Source organism: Caballeronia sp. PC1, assembly GCF_021353155.1.
Lineage (GTDB): Bacteria > Pseudomonadota > Gammaproteobacteria > Burkholderiales > Burkholderiaceae > Caballeronia > Caballeronia cordobensis.
Genome location: NZ_JAJUBH010000003.1, coordinates 156563 through 174588, shown reverse-complemented (window position 1 = coordinate 174588; position 18026 = coordinate 156563). Strand labels below are relative to the sequence as shown.

General features: G+C 67.7%; 16 protein-coding genes. 3 read left to right on the top strand and 13 right to left on the bottom strand.

Translation table 11 applies throughout. The features are described from left to right. Window positions 1–38: 38 nt before the first annotated feature. The 4 genes from tssG to LY284_RS25480 are packed head-to-tail and all read right to left on the bottom strand — an operon-like array spanning window position 39 to window position 4144. Window positions 39–1151 (bottom strand): type VI secretion system baseplate subunit TssG, encoded by a 1113-nt coding sequence (tssG, locus tag LY284_RS25495; protein WP_233388674.1) that lies wholly within the window; start codon window positions 1149–1151, stop codon window positions 39–41. Further along, window positions 1127–3010, bottom strand: coding sequence for a type VI secretion system baseplate subunit TssF (gene tssF / locus LY284_RS25490; protein ID WP_233388672.1), 1884 nt, complete (start codon window positions 3008–3010; stop codon window positions 1127–1129). Before tssF ends, tssG begins: the two co-directional genes overlap by 25 nt. Before the next feature lie 18 nt (window positions 3011–3028). Next, entirely contained in the window at window positions 3029–3517 is a 489-nt protein-coding gene (tssE, locus tag LY284_RS25485; protein WP_014251938.1) for a type VI secretion system baseplate subunit TssE, read from the bottom strand. A 27-nt stretch (window positions 3518–3544) separates the two neighbouring features. Beyond that, complete coding sequence (locus LY284_RS25480) at window positions 3545–4144, bottom strand: type VI secretion system tube protein Hcp (protein WP_233388670.1); 600 nt, start codon at window positions 4142–4144, stop codon at window positions 3545–3547. Window positions 4145–4295: 151 nt separating this feature from the next. Between LY284_RS25480 and LY284_RS25475 the strand changes: the two genes are divergently transcribed. Then, window positions 4296–4778: a type VI secretion system tube protein Hcp gene (locus tag LY284_RS25475; RefSeq protein ID WP_053572024.1), complete on the top strand. Its 483-nt coding sequence runs from the start codon at window positions 4296–4298 to the stop codon at window positions 4776–4778. Between the two features lie 20 nt (window positions 4779–4798). Next, window positions 4799–7180, top strand: coding sequence for a type VI secretion system Vgr family protein (locus LY284_RS25470; protein WP_233388668.1), 2382 nt, complete (start codon window positions 4799–4801; stop codon window positions 7178–7180). Window positions 7181–7207: 27 nt separating this feature from the next. Here LY284_RS25470 and LY284_RS25465 read toward each other — a convergent pair whose 3' ends face one another. The 8 genes from LY284_RS25465 to LY284_RS25430 all read right to left on the bottom strand — a co-directional run bounded on the left by LY284_RS25465 (window position 7208) and on the right by LY284_RS25430 (window position 13733). Then, the gene (locus tag LY284_RS25465; protein WP_233388666.1) at window positions 7208–7912 is read right to left on the bottom strand and encodes a hypothetical protein; all 705 of its coding nucleotides are present in this window, start codon (window positions 7910–7912) and stop codon (window positions 7208–7210) included. Then, window positions 7909–8625, bottom strand: coding sequence for a hypothetical protein (locus LY284_RS25460; protein WP_233388664.1), 717 nt, complete (start codon window positions 8623–8625; stop codon window positions 7909–7911). The genes LY284_RS25465 and LY284_RS25460 overlap by 4 nt, the downstream gene beginning before the upstream one ends. A 32-nt stretch (window positions 8626–8657) precedes the next feature. Next, window positions 8658–9326 (bottom strand): hypothetical protein, encoded by a 669-nt coding sequence (locus tag LY284_RS25455; RefSeq protein WP_143281622.1) that lies wholly within the window; start codon window positions 9324–9326, stop codon window positions 8658–8660. A gap of 77 nt (window positions 9327–9403) precedes the next feature. After that, entirely contained in the window at window positions 9404–9796 is a 393-nt protein-coding gene (locus LY284_RS25450; protein ID WP_077160612.1) for a DUF4150 domain-containing protein, read from the bottom strand. Next, a complete protein-coding gene (locus LY284_RS25445) occupies window positions 9793–10830 on the bottom strand; it encodes a hypothetical protein (RefSeq protein WP_233388662.1) in 1038 nt (345 codons plus the stop codon). Before LY284_RS25445 ends, LY284_RS25450 begins: the two co-directional genes overlap by 4 nt. Next, window positions 10827–11945 carry a DUF2169 domain-containing protein gene (locus tag LY284_RS25440; RefSeq protein WP_233388660.1) on the bottom strand — a complete coding sequence of 373 codons (1119 nt, stop codon included), beginning with the start codon at window positions 11943–11945 and terminating at the stop codon, window positions 10827–10829. Before LY284_RS25440 ends, LY284_RS25445 begins: the two co-directional genes overlap by 4 nt. Then, a complete protein-coding gene (locus tag LY284_RS25435; protein ID WP_233388658.1) occupies window positions 11942–13201 on the bottom strand; it encodes a TIGR02270 family protein in 1260 nt (419 codons plus the stop codon). The genes LY284_RS25440 and LY284_RS25435 overlap by 4 nt, the downstream gene beginning before the upstream one ends. Window positions 13202–13235: 34 nt before the next feature. Further along, the gene (locus tag LY284_RS25430; RefSeq protein WP_233388656.1) at window positions 13236–13733 is read right to left on the bottom strand and encodes a DUF6484 domain-containing protein; all 498 of its coding nucleotides are present in this window, start codon (window positions 13731–13733) and stop codon (window positions 13236–13238) included. A gap of 201 nt (window positions 13734–13934) precedes the next feature. Between LY284_RS25430 and LY284_RS25425 the strand changes: the two genes are divergently transcribed. Then, on the top strand, window positions 13935–14642 hold the full coding sequence (locus tag LY284_RS25425) for an OmpW family protein (RefSeq protein WP_233390930.1): 708 nt from the start codon (window positions 13935–13937) through the stop codon (window positions 14640–14642). A gap of 7 nt (window positions 14643–14649) precedes the next feature. Here the strand turns inward: LY284_RS25425 and LY284_RS25420 are convergent, their stop codons facing one another. Beyond that, the gene (locus LY284_RS25420; protein WP_233388655.1) at window positions 14650–17988 is read right to left on the bottom strand and encodes an adenylate/guanylate cyclase domain-containing protein; all 3339 of its coding nucleotides are present in this window, start codon (window positions 17986–17988) and stop codon (window positions 14650–14652) included. Window positions 17989–18026: the final 38 nt, after the last annotated feature.

The following is an 18026-nucleotide window of genomic DNA, read 5'->3' as shown; positions in this document are numbered from 1 at the left end:
TGAAGCGGTGCCCGTGATGCCCGGCGCCGCACGGCGTCTCACGGGCAATGCGCATCGGCGTCGAGCGCGAGATCGGCGCGATCGGCGCGATGTTCACGCCGGCCGATCCACGCCGAATAGCCGAGCCGTCCGTAACGGCCGGGCTGCGCCGTCGGCACTTCGCCGGCGAGGAGCACGAGCTGCGCATCCCAGGCAAGCTCGCCGTTCAGATGCCGGCGAACCAGCGCGGCGAGCACCGGCAGCGCCGCGCCGCCGGGCAGAAACGCTTCGTACTGCGCGAGGGTCAGCGGCCCGATCACGAGCCGAAACGCATGCTGGCGGTCCCACGCCCGCGCGCCGAGCACCGCGCCCCGGCCGAGCTGCGCGAATCCCGCCGCCTGCGAGGAAAAGCGTGTCGCGCACGCGCGCAACGCCGTGCGCTCCTCGCGCGGCAGCGTCATCCAGTGGCCTCGAAACGGCTCGACGCGCACCGGTGCGCGCAACAGCGCCGACGCGATGCTCTCGATCACTTCGGCGGGGCGCGTCTGCATGTTCATGAGGCCCGCGAAGTGCAGCCGCGCATGATCGGAAACGGCATCGCGCGCGCGGCTCGCCGGATCGGCGGAACCGACCAGCGCGCCGGTATAGAACGCGAAGCGGTCGTGCTCCGGCCGGTCGAGCCCGGTCACGGGCCGCCCTTGCGCCCACGCGCGATAGAACAGCAGCAGGAAGCGATGCAGCAGCGTATCGAGCAGCCGCGCGAAGGCCGTGTCGCCGTGATGCAGCGCGCGCTCGCGGGCAAAATCGGTCAGATGCAGCGGCAGCGGGCCGTTCGGACCGAGAAAGCCGAAGAAGCGCTGGACGAGACGCGGCGCGCCGCCGCCGTCCGGGTGCGCGAGGGCGGCGAGCGGCGCAGGCGCGAACGCGAGCGAGACGTCCTGGGCGAGGCGCACGGCTTCGTCGGCGGGACGCGCGCTTGCGCCGAGACGCGGCAGGTCCGGCGTAAGCGCCTCGACGCGCCGCATCAACTGATAGAAATCGAAGCGATGCGGTTCGGCGGCGACGGCCTCGAACAGATCGACGAGCGCGCGCGTGGACGCGGCCGGCGTCGCGATGGGCCGTTGCGCGGGCGCGTGCGCCGCCGCGCCTAGAAGATCGCTCGCGTGCCGCATCGCGTGCGCGAGCGCAGGATTTCGCCGCGCGCGTCGGTGCGCAGCGTCGTCTGCACGAACGAATTGATCGACACGTAACGCGCGAAAAAGCGGTCGAGCACGCAGCCGAAAAGCCAGGCGCTGCCGCCCTGAAACGCGAGTTCGTCGACCAGCACGTCGATCGACAGGCCGCGCCCGAAGGCGATCGGGCCGGGCATCGGCAAACGGCGCACGACGGGTTTCGCATCGACGGACACGACGCCCGCGACCTGGCCGCGGCCCGCGCCGTCGTGGGGCGCGACATGCAGCATCAGGAGCGCGCGCAGCGCCGCCGCGGCCTCGCGCGGGCCGTTGCACAGCGACAGATAATGCAGCGATAGCTGATCGATGAGACGCCAGGTCTGCGCGCCGTCGAGCGTCGCGGGCGCGGGCCGCGACGGGCCGCTCACGCAATGCACGGCAGTGACCGGCGCGGCGATGTCGAGCGAGAAGTCGCTGCCCGCGCCGCCTGGCGCGAGCATAAGCGGCAAGTCGCGGTTGCTGCACAGCGTGGCGAACGACAGTTGCCGCAAGGCGCCGCGATACGGCGCGGCGCGCGGATCGACGATCGATACATACATTTCGCTGCCGACGTAGTCGGTGCGCGCGCCGCTCTTTTTCCGCGCGGCGGGCACGAGGCGCGGCTCGCGCTCGACGGTGAAGTACGCGGCCTCGCCGGGCCGGTCCGCGAGATAGTCCGCATAGAACGGATGGAACGCCTGCTCGCTGTCGTCGCTCGCGCCGTAGCCGGTCACGCCGGTGACCGAATGCACTTCGAAATCGAGCGGATGCGTGCGGTCGGGAATCACATGAAAGCGCGCGGCGGCGTCGGTGACGAGCGCGGGGTTCGCCTGTTTCGGGAAGAGATTGACGGCGGGCACGCAGTGCAGCAGCACGTGATCCTTCGTGACGATGCGTTCAAGCGAGGCGTCGCCCGCCGCGAGCAGGAACGTAAGCTCGATTTCGCGCACGGCAAAGGCGCGCAGCACGCTCGCGAGCCCTTCGATGCGGGCGAAGCGAAAGCGCTCGGGCAGCGCGAAATACTCGTGCAGCACGCGATAGCCCTGGAATGCGTTCGGCGTGACCGGCAGGAGCGCTTCGTCCGCGGCGAAGCCCGGCAGCGAGACGGCGTCGCCGGGCAGGACGGCGAGCGCGCGGCTCGGGCGCTCGGGCGTCGATACGACGATCGCGAGCGTGCCGCCGAGCACGCGTTCGGCGAGCCGGTACGCGGTGTCGTCGCCGCCCGCGAAGTAGAGCGGGAGCGCATCGAGACGCAAGGCGTCGAACGACAGGCCTTCCGGCGTCGCGAGCCTGATGCGCAACGCGCCTTTCACGCGATGCGCGAGCGGGCGCGTCGCGGGCAGCGCAGCGAGCGGCAGGTCCGGAAGCTGCGCGAGATAGCGCGCATCGGTGAGCTCGACGGGCCAGAGCGTGAGCGCCGCGGCCGTGCGGAATTCGCACGGCGTCGTGTCGGCGGGCGCGCGCGTGGAAAGGAGCGCGGTGTGACGCGGCACGGTGAAGCCATCCGCGAGATTCGGATTGGCGAGATCGGGCGCGAGACGCGCGATCAGCATCGCGGGCGTCGGGCAGCCGGCCTGCGGCAGCACGACGTGCGCGAGTTGCTGCGTGAAACGCGGAAACTCTTCTTCGAGCTTCAGTTGAACGCGCGCGGCCAGGAACGCCGTGCCTTCGAGCAGCCGCTCGACATAGGGGTCGGCCACGTCGATGCCCTTCATGCCGAGCCGCGCCGCGATCTTCGGAAACTGCTGCGCGAATTCCGCGCCCATCTCGCGCAGATGGGCAAGCTCGGTGTTGTAGTGACGCAGCAGGCGCGGGTCCATGTGTTATCCCTGAGCGAGTCAGCGCGGCAGTTCCATCACGGTGATGCCGCCTTCTTCCAGATCGATCTGCGTACGCAGCGCGAATTCGAGCGGCACCGGCTGCGCCCACAGCAGGCCGCGGATCACGAGCGCGATCTGGTTGTGCATGTCGAGCACGGAGCGGTCGAGCACGGGCTCGATCTCCAGCGTCGAAGGATCGATGCGCGGCTCGAAGCGCTCGATCGCCTGACGGATCGCCTGTTCGAGCAACACCGTGTCGATCGTCGATGCGAAGCGTCCCGACAGGCACGGCAAGCCGTAGTTGAGCACCGAGGCGAACGCGTGCGGGAAGTGTTCTTCCTCGATCGCGCCGCCCAGATTGGTCGTGTTGAAAAGCCACGACACGTCGCGCAGCACCGCCGCGCGCAGACTGCGATGCGTCATGAAGCGCTCGGCGGCGGGATCGTCGTCGATCAGGCGATCGAGCAGCGACGGCTGGAGCCGGTCGGCGGCGCTGGGTTCGTTCATCGGCGCGAGTCCTTTTTTGAGGGCGCGCTAGCTCACGCGCCGCGTGGACACGTCGAGCGCGAAGGTCACGTCCGCGCCTCTACTGCCGGCGTCGGTTTGCGGCGCGCAGGTCATCGTGAGTTGCTGCGCGGACAGTTCGAAAATCTCGCACGGGCGATTGAAGCGCGGGCTCGTGAAGACCTGATAGTTGCGGATATACGCCTGTTCGAGCTTCATCGACAGATATTCGATCTGCACGCCATGATCCGTGCCCGCCGACTTGAAACAGCGGATATGCGCGAGCGCGAGCAGTTCCGCCTGCGCGCACAGTTTCGCGATGACGGGCGACGCCGAGTCCGCCGTCCTGATCACGCCGAGCGCCGTCACGCGCATGTCGTTCGCATTGAGCGCGGCTCCGTGCGAGGCCGCGTCGTAGCCTTGCGCCCAGCGCCAGCCGTGAATCTGCATCGGCGTGTCCCAGTCGCCGCGCTTGCCGGCTTCGCCCTTCACCGGCGTGTTGCTGCGCTTGGGCACGACCTGCAGCAGCATGTCGTCGGACTGCGCGAGCGCGAGCAGCTCGAACTGGTGCAGGGTGTCGATCGAGAGCGCGTCGTGCAGGCGTGGATCGCGTGAATCGGGGCTGGGCATCGTCCTCATCCGGAAGAAAGCGTCGGCGAAGACAAGACGGCCGCCGCCGCGCGATTTTGAATGCGACCGACGTTGAAATTCGGCGAACGGCGTTCGTTCTACCTCCAGGCGCGATACCCCGCGACGAAAGCCGATCACGACGGAGGACTTCATGGCAACGATCGACTGCTATCTCAAGGTTGATGGAATCGAAGGCGAATCGAAGCACAAGGGTGCGGAAGGACAGATCGAGGTGCAGACCTTCGACTGGGACGCGACCAACTCCGGCAGCGCGACCGTCGGCGGCGGCAGCGGCCAGGGCAAGGCGCATCCCGGCCTGTTCACGTTCTCGCATTTCTACGACAAGGCCTCGCCCACGCTCGAAAAAAGCTGCGTGAGCGGCAAGCACCTCGCGAGCGCCAAGCTCACCGTGAGCAAGGCGGGCGAAGGTCAGAAGGAGTTCCTCACGGTCACGATGAAGCAGGTCACGGTGACGCACGTCGCGGTGGGCGGCGGCATGGGCGGCGAGTTGCGGGAAACCGTGAGCCTGATGTACGCGGACATCGAATTCGAGTACAAGCCGCAGGACGACAAGGGCGCGCTCGGCGGCGCGGTCAAGTTCGGCTGGGACGTGCGCACGACCGAAGTGCGCTGATTCTCGATGCGGAGGCGCCGATGGCCAGCAACGATGCCGTAACGGCGCAACCGCTCGCAAGCGTCGATACGCCGCTCGCCGACGACCTGCGCTTTCTGTCGCTGCGCGCGAGCGCGGCGCTCGGGCGCATGCCGTGCTGCGAGCTTACGCTCGTGTCGAAGCGCGCGGATATCGACATCGCGCGGATACTCGGCAAGCGCGTAAGCGTGTCGCTGCATCTGGAAGGCGCAAAGCCGCGCGTGTTCGGCGGCTATGTGGTGAGCTTCCGGCAAGTCGGCATGCGCGGGCGCCTCTTCATGTACGAAGCGGCGGTGCGCCCGTGGCTGTGGCTGCTCACACGCCGCAGCAACTGCCGCATCTTCCAGAACAAGACGGTCGAGGAGATCGTGAAGGCGATCTTCGCCGATCCGGTCTACAAGCAGCTCGAAATCGGCGAAGTCAAGTGGAAGGCCAATGCGCGCACGCATCCGCCGCGTGAATACTGCGTGCAGTATCGGGAGTCGGATTTCAACTTCGTCAGCCGTCTGCTGGAAGACGAGGGCATCTACTACTGGTTTCAGGACACGGATGGCAAGGAAGCGCTCATCCTGACCGACACGCCCGCCGCGCACGACAGCGTCGCGGGCTGCGAATCGCTGCCGTACGGCGCGGTGATGAATGCCGCGCCCGCCATCGATTACGTGAGCGAGTGGCGTGTCAATCACATGATCGAAACGCGCAACTGGCTGCTCACCGACTACGACTTCAAGCACCCGTCGCGCGCCTTGCAGAAACAGGCCGTCAAGCAGATGCCGGGCTTCGACGCGTTTTCCGGGCTGGAGCATTTCGATTATCCCGGCGGCTATGCCGATGCGAACCACGGCGAAAGCCGGGCGAAAACGCGCGCGGACGAATGGCTCGTCGAAGGCGGCGCGAGCGCGGACCGGGCCATCAACTGGCATCAGGCCGATGCGCGCACCAACAGCAAGCGCGTGCGCACGGGTGCATTGCTCAAGCTGACGCGCCATCCGCGCGCCGATCAGAACACGCAGTATCTCGTCACGCGCACGCAATACGAGATCGATCTCGCCGATTACGAAGCCTTCGACGGCGCGCAGTCGAACCGCTGCGAGTGCTGGTTCTCCGCGATCGATGCGAAGCAGCCCTTCGCGCCCGCGCGCGTGACGCGCAAGCCGTTCGTGCAGGGGCCGCAGACGGCGGTGGTCGTCGGGCCCGGCGGCGATGAAATCCATACCGACCAGTACGGGCGCGTGAAGGTGCAGTTCTTCTGGGACCGGCAAGGCAAGCGCGACGAGAACAGTTCGTGCTGGATACGCGTGTCGCAGCCGTGGGCGGGCAAGGGCTTCGGGGCGATCGCGATTCCGCGCATGGGGCAGGAAGTGATCGTCGATTTTCTGGAAGGCGATCCCGACCGGCCGATCATCACGGGGCGCGTCTACAACGCCGAGCAGATGCCGCCTTACGACCTGCCCGCGAACATGACGCAGACCGGCATCAAAAGCCGCTCGTCGAAGGGCGGCAGCGCGGCGAACTGCAACGAATTCCGCTTCGAGGACAAGAAGGGCGCCGAGCAGGTGCTGCTGCATGCCGAGCGCAATCAGGATATCGAAGTGGAGAAGGACGAGACGCATTGGGTCGGCAACGACCGCAAGAAGAACATCGACCACGACGAGACCACGGTCGTGAAGCACAACCGCACGGAAACGGTCGGCAACGACGAGAAGATCGACGTCGTGATGAATCGCACGGAGACGGTGGGCGTCGACGAGCGCATCACGATCGGCTCGAACCGGACCAAGACCGTGAAGGCGAGCGAGACCGCGACGGTGTTTCTGCAGCGCACGCACAGCGTGGGCATCAACGAGACCATTACCGTGGGCGCGGCGCAGGAGGTCACGGTCGGTGCGTTCCAGGCCGTGACGGTCGGCGCGTATCAGATCGTGACGATTGGCGCTTATCACACGGAGACCGTCGGCGCGAGTCAGACGGTGAGCGTCGGGTCCAGCCAGACCATGTCGGTGGGCTCGGATCAGACGGTGAGCGTGGGCGGCAAGCAATCGACGAGCGTGGGCAGCGATCAGTCGCTCGCGGTGAGCGGCGCACAGACGGTGACGGTCGCCAAGGACGCGAGCGAGTCGATCGACGGCGCGCAGTCGAGCACAGTGGGCAAGGGGCGCACGACCTCGGTGACCGAAGACGACGCGCTCAAGGTGGGCAAGAATCTCATCATCGAGGCGGCCGAGTCGGTGGTCATCAAGACGGGCGATGCGAGCATTCTCATGAAGAAGGATGGCACCATCCAGATCAAGGGGAAGAATGTGTCGATCGTCGCGAGCGGGAAGATCAACGCGAAAGCGGACAGCGAAATCGCGATGACGGGTTCGAAGATTCTGCAGAATTGAACCGTGCCGCCGGGCCGCCCGGCGCGTTCACGGTGTCTGCGCGACAGGCTCCAGAAACGGATTCGAAGCGGCGTTCGCCTGCCGGAGCAACGCCGCACTCCAGCGCGCGCCTTCGCCGATGTCATAGGCACGGGTTGTGTCGAGCACGCTGCGCGCGATGAGCGTACCGCGGCGGCGCACGGTTTCCTCCGAGAAGAGATCGTCGAACGGATCGTCGGGGACGAAGGGAAAGCGCGCGGTGAGGCGGGTCAGCACGTCGCGCAGCCATTGCTCGAATGGATCGCGCCACGGGCAGACATGCACGGCGAGGCGCGTCAGGTATTGCAGCGCGTCTTCGATTTCGAACGGGAAGTCGTCGCCCGAGGCCACCGCGGGCCGAAGCCATGTGACCGCGCACCACAAGGGGCCGCGCACGGGCCCGAGCCACTCGCGGCGGGCCAGCTCAAACAGCGCGATGCGCGCCGGGTCCACGGTGGCGCACCACGCGGCTTCGAGCACTTGTCTGGGCACGGGGTCATCGACGAAAGCGTCGAAGCGCCACATGATCCACTCGTAAAGGCCGACGCACAGCACCATGTTGGCGCGCTTGGACATGCCCGCCGCCGCTTGTAGCACCCAGTCCGGATCGTAGCGATAGTCCGCCGAAGCGCGGGTGTCGTCCCAGATGTAGCGAAGCGGCGCATGCCGGTCGAGACAGGACGCGATGGGCGGCAGGCAGTCGAAGTACATCATGGCTTTTGGGGCGGCACGGAAGCGGGATCGCGTTGCGCGCGCAGCACTTCGTCGGCGTTCAGATACGGATTGCGCGCGGGGTCGAGCGAGGCGAGGAAGGCGCGCAGTTCGGTGGTGGCGTGGGCGGGGGTCCAGTCGGGGGTGAGGTCGAAGAATTCGCGGGGGACAGGGGACTGTTGTTCTGGGGGTTCATCCTCCACGTACGGATAGTGCTTCGCCGCGCGCTTCAAGACGGCGGATAGCCAGGCGTCGTATTTCTTTCGCTGCGGACACACATGTCGCGCGAGCAGGGCCATGCTCAGCGACTCGTCCACCACGCCTTCGCCGTCCTTCATGTACTCGAACGCCGTCGTAATGATCATGCGGGCGAGTTTCAAGGGACCGTGCGCATCTTGCAGATCGTCGGGGAACGGTTCGTCGGGCGTCGGCAGTGTCGCGAGCCGCGGGTCGATCACGGCGGCGTAGCCCGCTTCGATACGCATGAGCGCATCGCCGATATCGATGATTCCCTCGAAGCGTTGCGCCACCCATTCGGCGCTGGCCATCGCAAGTGCGAGCGCCGCGCGGTCGCTGATGAGTTCGAATGCGCGCGCGAGTCGCGGATGCTCCTCTTCGAGCGGATAGGTGATGCTTCTCGACACCTCGACGTCCCACTCGTACTGGAGCGGGGCGCCCGCAATGCCCGCGTCGCGGATGACAGAAAGAAATTCCATGTCGTGCCCTCGTGTGTGAGCGTGGTGCCTCATCAGGTTATGCCATACAAAGGATGCTCGCCCATGCGCTTGTCGAGATCGGCGAGACCGTCTTTCGCGGGATCTTTTTTCTTTTTGCCGCTGCATCCGGGTTTGCCGCTCGGGTTCTCGAACGGAACGAGCTCGTTATTGGCATTGCAGAGCATGATCTCGAGGCCGCATTTCGTCGCTTTGCACATGGCCTGGTAGCAGCCACGGCACGGCATCCCCGATTGGCAGGCCCCTTTCTTTTGCTTCTTCCTGCGCAGCGACGTGTAGCGCCAGTCCGTTTTGAAAATGAGGGTGCCCCCGGTGAGGTTGCCGCCGGTCGCGTTCGCCACTTCCGTGATGAGCCGCGCTTCGGCGTGGTAGCCGTACCCGCCCTGCTTGTGCTTGAAACTGGCGCCGTCGCACAGCCTGACGGTGGTGGTGCCCGCTCCCTGCTTGGATTCGCCGCCCGCCTTCAGCGAATCGGAGAAGCGCTCCTGTGCCTTCCCGCTGCTGCATGCGCTCCACGTTTGCCTGAGCGGGCCGCCGTTCGCAGCGGGGATGTTGGCGCGCATCGAGCCGAAGGTCATGCCCGCTTTCGACGCTTTCTCATGCACTTCCTTTCCTGCAACGGTGCGGGAGCCCTCGAATGCCTCGGTCACTTGCTCGCGGTTTTCCTGGTTCCGCTTCTCCATGTCCTCGCATCTGGGATCCACCTTCGGCTCCGCATTCGCCTTGTTGCTCGTCACGCCCCCGTTAGACATCTTTCACCTCAACTCGTATGGTTTCCCGTCGTCAGATCCAGTTGCCGCGCGGCGTTCTCGCCCTCGAACTTGACATCGAAGGACCAGGCCGCGAAGTAGCTCGGATGCGTGATCTGGTGGCTCATCACACCCATGCCGAGCGACTTCGTCGCCGCTTCGTTGCCGGTGCTCGTCTTGTAGTTCGACGTGCTCTTGATCGTGACCTGCTCATCGCCGATCTTCACCGAGCGCGTGCCGTTGCTGATATCCGACGCCTTCGCGAAGTTCGGATACGGAATCGGCACCGGCCCCGCCGGCGGACTCGGCGGCGAGAGGCACACGTCGGGCATCATCGCGAGCGACTCGTTGCCGTCCTTGCCCGCCGACACCTCGCGTCCGTTGGCGAAAACGTTCTTGCTCATCGCGGCTCCTCGTTCATGCGCGCGACGATCGCCACGCGCTCACCCGCGTCGCTGCCGATATGGCACAGCGCGACAGGGCCGGGCGCGTAACGCAGCGTCGCGGCGTGCAGCGCCTGCGCGAGCAGGCACGGCAGGATGGCGGCGCCGATCTCGCCCAGGTATTCGACCGGATGCCACAGCGCAAGCGGGCCGCTTCGTTCGTCGTCCTTGAAACGGTTGTACGCGAACGCCGCCTCCTTGAACTTGTAGTGCTCGCCCGACAGATCCGTCAGCCGGTAGCCGATGTCCTTCATGCGCAACCCGGCGCGCGCGAGCGCCTCGCGGATCGCGCGAGTGAGCGCGCGCGCAGTCAGCGGATTCGTTGAATCGATGGTCGCGCTTTCGGTATCGGCGGCCATGCCTTCGATCACCAGCGCGCGCGCCGGCAGTCCTTCCGCACCGGCCACGAGCACCGCGCAGCCCGCTTCGCCGGGGAAGAAGCCGTTGGAGTTCATTTGCGTCATCACGCGCCGCCGCTGCATGTAGATATCGAGCGCGGGCTGGCTCAGGAAGCTGTCGACGCCCGCGACGATCACACGCGCCGCCACGCCCTCGTCGATGAGCGCCTGCGCGTGCAGCAGCGCAAGCGCGCAACCGGCCTGATCGTGCGCGAAAACGCGCGTATGCGGATGCCGCGCGAGCCGCAGACGGTCGTGCAGTTCGTCGAGCAGGCCTTCGTCGAGTTGCGCGAGGCGCGCGGGCCGCCGCGGCGCGGCAATGCCGATGAGCAGCGGAATCTCGCGCAGCGGCATCGGATGCGCGGCGGCCGCGCACTCGTGGATCGCGGGCGCGAGCAGGTTCGCGAGCTTGCCGACGCCGTCCCACCATTGCGGCAAGCGCGCCTTCGCGCCGCGAAGCGGCACGCCCGATTCGGTGTCGGCGAGCCACGTCTGTTCGATGCCGCTGACGCCCGCGCGCAACGCGGCCAGCGTCGCGGGCGCGTTGAAGCCGAGCGCCGTGACCATGCCGCTCGCGAGCACGGCGAGGCGCGTCATGACCGGCTTCCTTTGCGCCGGTCGAGCGCGCGCACGGCATCGGCGAGACTCGGATACCACGGCTTGCCCGCGAAGCGCCGCGTCATGCGCGCCGCCCGCGAGCGCTCGCCGACGATGACCTCGCGCACATCGAAGATGCTCTTGCCGAGCGGCAGCACGCTGCGCCATGTGAGCGTATAGCGCGCTTCGTCGGGTTCCAGCACGATGGTGTCGAGCAGGGCGTCGCGCTCGACGTCGCGGCCCTGATACGGAATGAACGTGACCGGCATCGGCCGGTGAGGAATCGTGAAGCGCCGGTCGCCATCGGGCGTCAGGTTCGACAGCCGCACGTCGAGCGGTGCGCGCGGAAACGCGATGATCTGGTCCGGCGGCGCCGCCTGAAAGTAGCGGTCGTCGAAATCGTCGGGCCAGCACGGCGCGGTGTTGTCGATCCACTGCTGATCGTAGGTGCCCGCGAAGCGGCTGCGCGGCAGCCAGTTGCGTCCGATCGGCGAGAACGCCATCGGCGTGTAGCGCGCCTCTGCCTGCGTGACGGGCTTGCCGTGTTCGGAAGTGAAGGGCAGAAGCTGCCCGTCGAGGCTCGCCGGATGACGCGCGAAACCCCTGCCGGCGGGATTGGGAAGAAACGTGTCGACGCGCCCGGTCCGCTTTTCCTCGCTGCGGTCGACGCCGCCGAACGCGGTGCCGTAGTGAATCGGCAGACGCTCGAACGCCGCGGGCGCGCTGGCGGCCATGACGCTCGTGCCGAGCCGCCGGTGCCACACGCGCGGGCCGGTCACGTCGAAGCGTTTCGTCATCGTGCCGACCTGCAGGCCGACCTGCACGCGCAAGGCGGCACGCTGGCCCGGCGCATGGGCGCTGCCGAGCAGCAGAACGTCGCACGCGGTCTTGCAGTGCGCGTAATCGGTCTCCCGCAACGGCGCGGAATACCCCGGTTCGCCGATGAACTGATCCGCTTCCACGAGCGCTTGCTGCTGCGGCGCGAGCACGGTGGGTTCGCCGTTTTCCGGCAAGGTGTACGTGCCCTTGACGACGACGATGAGCCGCTCGCGTCCATCGCGCTGATAGCCCACCGTCCAGCTCGCGGGGCAGGTCGTTTCGTTGACGAAGATCATCCGCGTAGTCTCTCGTGCTGCCGGTCCGTGCGATCGCGCACGGGGAAAAGACCCAGCGCCGGATCGCTCAGCGAAAGTTCGAGCGCCGCCGCCGTGCGCTGGCGCTGGTAGCCCTCGGCCAGAACGCGGCGGGCCTGCGCGGCGCACACCGGCTGGCCGCGCAGATGGCGCGTGCCGGCCGTGAACCGGCCGCGCTCTGCCTGCCACCACGCATGCACGCGCGGCGGGTCGGGCCAGTCGAGATCGTCGTCGTCCGGGTTCGCTTCGGGCGCATCGGCGGGCGGCGGGCGCTTCAGGCCGTCATAGTCGAGATCCGCGCCTGTGATGAGCGAGAACGCCGCGCCGGCCGCGCGCGCGCATGCCGGGTCGTCGGCATGATTGAGCAGCCACGGCACGCTCGCGGGATCGCCGAATGCGCCCGCGGCGCGCAGGGCGAGCCTGCGCTCGTCGTCGTTCGATGCGAGCGCGCGGATCGTGCCGCGAATCCAGCGGGGATCGCCACGGCGCATCGACATGTCCAGCGCGGCGAGGCGCAGCGGCGGCAAGGTGTCGCCGGCTTCCATGAGCGCGGGGCAATGCCGTGCATCGCCGAAGAGCACGAGCGTCCACGCGGCCCAGAAGCGGCACGCCGGGTCCGGGTCGCGCAGCGCGGCCTCCGCCTCGCGGGCCAGGCTCCTGAGCGCCAGCACGCCGATGCCGCGCAGGGCGATGGCGCGCAGTCCGGCGTCCTCGTCGCGCAAGGCGGTGTCCAGGCGGGCGAACGACGCCTGGCGCCGCGCGATGGCCGCCGCGAGCGCGAGCTTTCTGTGCTGCACGTGCCTCGACCGGCCGATGATGGCAAGCACCGCGCGCATCGCGCTTTCCTGCTGCCAGGCGAGCGCCGTGCGCACGGGCTTCTCGAAACGCGGCTCGTTCGCGAGCAGCGCGAGGACCTCGGCCATCGCGTTCGGTTCGAGCATCGCGAAGGCTACGAACGCCGCGACGAACACCGTGCCCGGCCCGGCATCCTCGAGATTGCGCTGCGCCGCGCGCAACCCGGCGGCGCCCGCGATCTCCAGCCCGCACAGATGCGCGATGAGGCGCATGTCGAGCTTGTGGAAGTGAAGCAGCGTGTAATGGGGCGCATCCGCCGCCGACGTGCGCAGGCGCCACAGAAAGGCCGCTTCGCTCGCGTGCTCGTCGATGACCGCGCGATGGGTCATCGTCGAGATTTCGCGAGGCTCGAAGCCGACGTATGGCTGTGACGCAGAGGGCATCGCGCGGGCTCCGGTTGGGTCGGCATCGAACGCATCAGTTGAGGGATATGCGCCCTCCGCGAATGCGATTCACCGCGACGGCCTCGCTCACGATGCTGTGTCCCTTGATGTCGATGCGGCCGTCGCGATGCAGCACGATGCGCGCCTCGCCGCAGGCAAGCACGAGCTGTTCGCGGGCGCGCACGAGCATGCGCTCGCCGTCCGCCTCGACTTCGACCTGTGCCGGCATGTCGGGCAGCGGCCAGCCGGACTGGCCGCGCAGCACGCCGAGCACGATGGGGCGCGTCATGTCGCCCGCCTCGAAGGCCAGCACCACGGTCTGGCCGATATGCGCCGCGTGCAGATCGACCGTGGCGCGGGCGCGCACGACCTGAGGCTGTGCGTTGCGCTCGATCATGACCAGCGCGTCCCCGGTTTCGCCCGCGATCGCGAGCAGCTTGCCCGTGACGATCGGCGGCGGTGCGGCCGGGCACGCGGCGCTCGCACCCTCGGGCATGCAGCCCGGTTCGGTCAACTGATCGCGGAATCCCATCGGTGGCTCCTGGCAGCGTGTCATCCACCGTTAGACGAGCGAAGCGCTCGCCGTTTGAAGTGCGGAAGCACGCCGTATCACGCCTCGAACGGCAGAGCAATCGATAGTCATCCCGATCGTATCCGGCATCCCCGCGCGTACGATGGGTTTTCCCGAGCGAATGCGATGCAGGAGACACGTCCCGTGAAAGCATCTCGTTTGATGGTCCTGTGCGCCGCGCTAGCCTCGTCCGCCACGGCCGGCCACGCGCAATCCCTGCAGAATCTCTATGTGACCGCCGGCTGGTTCCATTTGGCGCCGCAGGACAGCAGCGGCCCGTTCACGGTGACATCGGTCAATGGCCGGCCCGTCAATATCGTGCAGCCCAACACGGGCGCGGGGGCGTCGAGCGCCGATACCTTCGGCGTCGTGCTCGGCTACTTCGTGACCCCTCATATCGCGGCGGAGCTCGAAGTCGGCATTCCGCCCAAATTCGATATTTCCGGCACGGGGTCGCTCGACAGCTTCGGCAAGCTCGGCACCGTCAAGCAATGGAGCCCCGCGCTGCTCTTCAAGTACGTGTTCTTCGAGCCGCAGGCGAAGTTCAGGCCGTATATCGGCGTGGGCGTCACGCGCACCTCGTTCAGCGACGCGGAAATCACCAACGCCGCGTTCGAAGCGCGGGCGCTCGGCGGCGCGACGACCGCCGAGGCGGACACGACCTGGGCGCCCATCTTCAACATCGGTTTCAACTACGCCGTCAACGAGCACTGGTTCGGCGTGATGTCGCTGTCGTATATTCCGCTGCATACGACCGGGCACTTCACGACCACGAGCCAGGCGCCGCTCGGACCCGTCACGCGGCGCTCCGAGGCCAAGCTCACGCTCGATCCCATCGTTTTCTCGCTGCGCGTGGGGTATCGCTTCTGATGCGGGCTCAGTCCGGCGTCGCGCAGGTCGACAGCAGCCGCCGCGCTTCTTTCACCAGCGCGCAGTCGTGCTCGTCGGCGAAACCCGGGACGATGGCTTCGAGACACGCGCTCGCTTCGTCGCCGCGTCCTTCGATGCGCAGCACGCCCGCCATCTCGATGCTGGCGCGCAGTTCCAGCAGCCGCAGGTTCTGCGCGCGCGCCTCGCTCGCCGCCGTGCGCAGCCGCGCGAGCGCGAGGCCAGGCGCGGCGCGCGGATCGGCCTTCTCGACGACGCCCGCCGCGTAGGCGAGATCGACGAGGCCGGTTTGCTGGCCCGTGCGCAGGCAATCGGCGCGCGCGGCGGCGATGCACTCGCGGGCATCGTCGTGACGTCCGAGATGCGCCAGCGCCTGCGCGCGCCACGCATGCACATAGGCGAGATCGTTGCGGCCGCCGTTGCCCGCGAGATGCGCGACCGCTTCGTCGAGCCGCGCGAGCGCGCTCGCGTGCTGTCCTTCGCGCGCCGACGCCACGCCTTCGTACACCATCGCCCAGCCCTTCCAGAACGGCAGACGCTGCGTGTCGCACAACTCGATGCAGCGGCGGCACAGTTCGCGCGCCGCGCCGATCTCGCCGACCTCGACGAACGGCCGCGCGCCGACCGCCAGCGCCTGCGACAGCACGAACGGCTGCGCGAGCGCGTCGGCGTGATCGATCGCCATGCGCGCGAGCCACAGCGCCCGGCCGAAGCGGCCCGCCGCCAGCTCGCAATAGCCGAGCCAGGAGCACGCCGTCACCTTGGCGTCGTTGAAGCGCCCGTAGCCGGTGGAGTGCGCGACGTCATAGGTGTCGATCACGTATTGCAGGCACGTCGCGCAGCGATCGAACTGCGCCTGCTGATACAGGATCGGCCCGACCGCCGCATAGGCGACGATCTTGCTGCCGGTATCATCCGTGCGCGATGCGAGCTCGATCAGCCGTTCCGAGGTTGCCACGCACTTCGGCGAATCCGCGGCGGCGTAGGCGAAATTGTTGATGCCGACGAGCGCCAGCACGCGCAGCCGTTCCTGCGTCACGCCGTCGAGCAGCGCTTCGGCGCGCGTCCAGAGCGCGGCGCATTCCTGGCACGCGTAACCTTTGAGCGCCCAATGGCACGCCGCGGCCATCACCAGCAGCGCGACTTCGCAATCGGCGCGACGGGCCGGATTCGAGTCGGCGACGAGCGCGAGCCCCGCATCGACATGCGCCAGCGCCTCGCGATGACGATAACGCGCCATCGCGACCCGCGTGGCCGCGATCCATTGCGCGAGGGCTTCGTCGATCATGCCAGCGCAGGTTAAATGCAGCGCGAGCAGTTCGGGACTCGCCTTGACGCGATCGGCGAACGCCTCCGCGAGCGCCTTCGCGATGCGCGCATGAATACGCACGCGCTGGCTCTTCAGAAGGCTGTCGTAGGCCACATCGCCGACGAGCGCGTGCTTGAAGCGGTAGATCGCGTCGCCGCCGCCGCCGCGCCGGAACACCAGTCCGCTCGCTTCGAGCGACGCGAGCGCCTGCGCGAGCCGCGCGCCGTCGACCGGTGCGATCGCGGCCAGCAGCGCGTGATCGAACTCGCGGCCGATGCACGCGCCGATCTGCGCGATCGTCTTGACCGGCGCGAGATGATCGAGACGCGCCATCAGCGAATCGTGCAGCGTGAAGGGAATGGCGAGCGGCGCGGCGCGTCCGTTCGTTTCCCAGTGATCGCCGGCGTCGCGCAGCAGCCCCGCTTCGAGCACGGTCTGCGTCAGTTCTTCGACGAAGAGCGGCACGCCGTCGGCACGTTCCAGAATCTGTTCGAGGACGTCGGCGGGAAGCGGCTTGACGGCGGTCAATTCGGCCGCGATCTGCGCGCCCTGGCGTCTCGCGAGGCGGTTCAGATGCAAAAGCGTCACGTTGCCGTGCGCGGTCCACGCGGGCGTGAACTCGGGGCGGCACGTAATCAGCATCAGGATCGGCCAGTGACGGATTCGCTCGATGAAGCGCGCCATCGTTTCGAGGGTGTCGGCGTCGGCCCATTGTGCGTCCTCGAAAATGATCAGCAGCGGCTGTCCGCTCGACAGCCGGATCGGCTGCTCGACGAGCGCTTCGATCGTCACTTCGCGCAGCCGCTGCGGAGAATCCATGCGCGGCGGATAGCGGTCGGTCGGCAGCGAAAGCAGCGCGGCGAACAGCGGCGCGACGTCGTCGCGTTCGCCGGGTTCGAGATGAAGCGTCGCTTCGAGCTTGCCGAGGCGCGTCTCGGGCGAGTCCTGACGCAGGAAGCCGCTCGTCTCGGACAAATGCCCGATGATCGGGTGAAACGACGAACTGGTCTGGAACGGCGAGCACTGGTAAAGCAGCGTCAGATGCTGCTCGCCGCTCAGCCGTTCGCGCAGCACATGCGCGATGCGGCTCTTGCCGATGCCCGGCTCGCCCATGAGCAGCACGGCCTGACCCTCGCCGTCGCGGGCGATGCCCCAGCGCGAAACCAGCAGATCGACTTCGTGCTCGCGGCCGACGAACGGCGTCGCGCGATTCGGCCGGAACGCGCTGTAGCGGCTTTCGCGATGCGCGAGGCCCGCGACGCGCGAGAGATTGACCGGCGTGCTGATGCCCTTGAGTTCGTGCTCGCCCAGCTCTTCGAGTTCGAACGTGCTGCCGAGCAGCCGGCGCGTGCTCGGCGCGATCACGATTTCGTCGGGGCCGGCGTGGGCGCACAGGCGCGCGGCGAGATTCGGCGTCGCGCCGACGGCGGTATCGAAAGGCGACGATTCGTGGCCTTCCAGTTCGCCGACCACGACCGCGCCCGTCGCGACGCCCATATGCACGCGCAGCGGCGCGCTGGCGGACAGCCGGCCGACTTCGGCGACGATATCGAGCGCGGCGCGCACCGCGCGTTCGGCGGCATCTTCGCGTGCCTGCGGGAATCCGAAATAAATGAGCATGCCGTCGCCGAGATATTGCGCAACGTGCCCCTCGTAGCGGGTCACGACGCGTGCGCAGGTCTCCTGAAAAGTGCGCATGACTTCGTGCAGTTCTTCGGCGTCCAGACGCTGCGCGAGTTCGGTCGAGCCGGCGAGATCGCAAAAGAGCACCGTGAGCTGACGCCGCTCGCCCGGCGGACGCTGGGCCCGCGAGGGTTGCGGCGCTTGCCGCGCGGTGTCGCGTTGCGGATGGGAGAGGGCGTCGAGCAGACGCCGGCGATGGCCGAGCAGCACGCCCAGTTCGGCGAGATCGCGATCGGTGAGAAGCGGCAGCGCTTCGAGGTCCACACCATTGGCCTCGAGTACCGTCGCGTAACGTTCGAGGCCAAGCTCGCCAAGCCATGTCGAAAGCGAATCCATTACGCGACTCCTCTGTGCGAACGGACGCGCGGGCCGTC